General features: G+C 54.7%; 3 protein-coding genes. 2 read left to right on the top strand and 1 reads right to left on the bottom strand.

Going from position 1 to position 2381, the window contains the following annotated elements:
* Together ACDP63_RS24610 and ACDP63_RS24605 are read left to right on the top strand one after the other, a co-directional pair.
* The coding region (locus ACDP63_RS24610) for a hypothetical protein (protein ID WP_409928832.1) at window positions 1-349 on the top strand (349 nt) is incomplete at its 5' end.
* A 212-nt stretch (window positions 350-561) separates the two neighbouring features.
* Complete coding sequence (locus ACDP63_RS24605; RefSeq protein WP_409928831.1) at window positions 562-783, top strand: WYL domain-containing protein; 222 nt, start codon at window positions 562-564, stop codon at window positions 781-783.
* A 2-nt stretch (window positions 784-785) separates the two neighbouring features.
* Here ACDP63_RS24605 and ACDP63_RS24600 read toward each other — a convergent pair whose 3' ends face one another.
* A complete protein-coding gene (locus tag ACDP63_RS24600; protein WP_409928830.1) occupies window positions 786-2276 on the bottom strand; it encodes a hypothetical protein in 1491 nt (496 codons plus the stop codon).
* Window positions 2277-2381 lie beyond the last annotated feature (105 nt).

Raw genomic sequence — 2381 nt, 5'->3', positions numbered from 1 at the left:
CGGATGGCGAGGCCGCTGCCCGAGCCCCGAAGAAACCCGGATATCCGCGATGCCAGGGCGGATGCAGGTCGTCCACGGTCAGTTGATGGTGGTGCCTGCCCTGGCCCGCATCACATGGGGATGGTCGGGCGGCATGGTAACGGGCAACGTGACGCTCACCTTGCAGCTCGGTGGCGAGTACAGCCGGTTGGTAATCCTCCCCGTTTTAACAGGGCGCAGAAGTAGAGCTCACGCAGCCATCTTCAGTTTCTGTGCGGGTGTTACCCTGCAGCAAATGCCCTGTCTTGATGGCCGCGATGCGGATGGTGCTGCTGTTCGCTGCACCCCCAACCTCGTCGCGCAGAAGTGAGCCGAGATCGAACAGCCGGGCAGAGCACCGCGTAACGGTGGCGTGTGGCAGCTGACAGCGACGTTTGCAGGGCGTGACACCGAGTCTTGCAGCAGCCTTGTAAGCGATTCCCTAGTGCGCGGCTCCGCCTATGCTGTGTGTGCATACGACCATGGGCTTGTCGAAAAACTCACCTCATGACATTGTTCAGTAAGACTGCGATGAACGTAAGGATGAACGCATTGGAACACTCCCTTACGCCGAACCGCGAGTTGGTCTTCATTTACAAGAACTGGCGGGGTGAAACGTCGCAGAGGCGCGTTGAGCCGGAAGGTATCTGGTTTGGGGAGACCGAGTGGCACTCAGGGCAACAGTGGTTTTTGCGCGGTGTTGATATCGACAAGGGCGAAATTCGGGATTTTGCACTTGTCGATATCCAGTTTCAGTCGAGATAGGTTTATCCGCCAATGCCAGCGGCGAGAGCAAGAAGGGCGATCTTTCCCCCCAGTGCCGTTGCAGCCTCAAGGCTATCGCCCGCAGCCTCTAGTCCACCCTTGAGGCGTTCTAGTAGTGCTACCAATCTTTGCAGCCGACCAGGGGACGGGTCGGCTTCGGCCTGTTCGAGCTCTACGGCCAACTCCTGATCTATCGTTTGCTGCTTGGGCATATCCACAAGCAGCTCCCTGATGCTGCGGATGATTTCGGGTACACCAGCCTGTACCTGTGCTTGAACCTTCCCGTCGCTAGCCGCGCTTCCCGAACCTGATATGGAAGTTTGGCCCATCGATCCGTGATTATTAATAGTAATATTGTTGTTTGTAGTGCCCATACTTTGCCCCTTTGAGTACAGAAAGCCCTGATCCTCTTTCAGTTCGATTAATTTCAGATCTCTAAATAGAGGTCCACCCGAGGCTGCTATCATCATCACCTGACGAGCCTCGGTATCATTTTGGAAATTTTCAAAAAGTTCTATCGTCAAGCTTGCGTACGAGGTGCTCTTTGGAGCCTGCCTGACCAAGTGATCAAGCAGGTATCGTTGTATCTCTTGCTCTTCCTCGCTCAGAAGCCAGTCGCAAACTATTGGTTCTATGCCGTCATACCAAGTGTCACGCAAACCGATCGCGCAGCCCATTCGCGCCTCAGGATCAGAATCCCGGCTACCCACTTCGATCAGGAGGTGCTGTAGTTCAGAATATGATCGCTCTGCAGCAAAAAGCCGGTATACATATGATCTCACGTTGGGCGGTCTGGATTCAACGCTCCTTGGGTCGATACCTAAATCTTTAACTGACAGCGTCGGGTTCTCAGCGGTTGCCCAGATAGAGTACTGGCAGACCAAAGGTTCGTGATGAGATCCAAGCGCACGAACAAGGTCGCCGTTGATATATGCGGGATGAAAAAGATTCTCAGGAGCCCGACCCAGCCCAACCAATACTAGTGCGAGCTTGAGGGTGGTGGCGTCAGCTTGATCGACTTCGATAACGGGAATGCCGCTGCTTAACACATCGGAAGGAACCGATTGCAGCGCTGAAAGCGCCAAAATTTCAGCTGACACAAAGTCCATCGCGAGAAGTTCGGTATGGGCATCCTGCGGTTTGAGTTTGAACGCAGCGGCAATTGCAGCAGACACTACTTGCGGCTCAGTTTGATGCTTTTTCAGGGAGGCTAGAACGGCCTCCCAACTCACATTTGCCTTACCAAACTGCGCTAAGCTCGTTAGGGACCATCGACGGACCTTTTCGCTGGAATTTCCTCTTGTCAGGGCACCAAGGACTGTATTCTCAAGCCCGTTTCGATCCTTGGCTTGGAGCCTTGCTCCGTTCCAGTACATCTTGCACAAAGCCTGAAGGGCACGCTTTGCGCGCTCATTTTTTCCGGACTCGATGGCAGCTTTTAAGTACGCCGCTTCAAGTGACGGGATAAGTCTCGTCCCTCGTACGCCAGCCATGATCCGTAACCGGCCGATTGTTACCGCGGCGACTGAGCCTTGATGCGGGCGACGAGTTCCGCGTCATCGACAAAGTCGTCGAGGAACGCGTGCCAGGTTTCGGTG

The organism is Paracoccus sp. P2 (genome assembly GCF_046335115.1).
In the GTDB taxonomy this organism is placed as follows: domain Bacteria; phylum Pseudomonadota; class Alphaproteobacteria; order Rhodobacterales; family Rhodobacteraceae; genus Paracoccus; species Paracoccus pantotrophus.
The sequence above is the reverse complement of the archived record's forward strand: the minus strand, read 5'-3'. Positions and strand labels throughout refer to the sequence as shown.

Excerpts from the sequence above, each read along its gene's own strand:
- ACDP63_RS24600 (WP_409928830.1), bottom strand. The coding sequence starts at position 2,276 with ATGGCTGGCGTACGAGGGACGAGACTTATCCCGTCACTTGAAGCGGCG.
- ACDP63_RS24605 (WP_409928831.1), top strand. The coding sequence starts at position 562 with ATGAACGCATTGGAACACTCCCTTACGCCGAACCGCGAGTTGGTCTTC.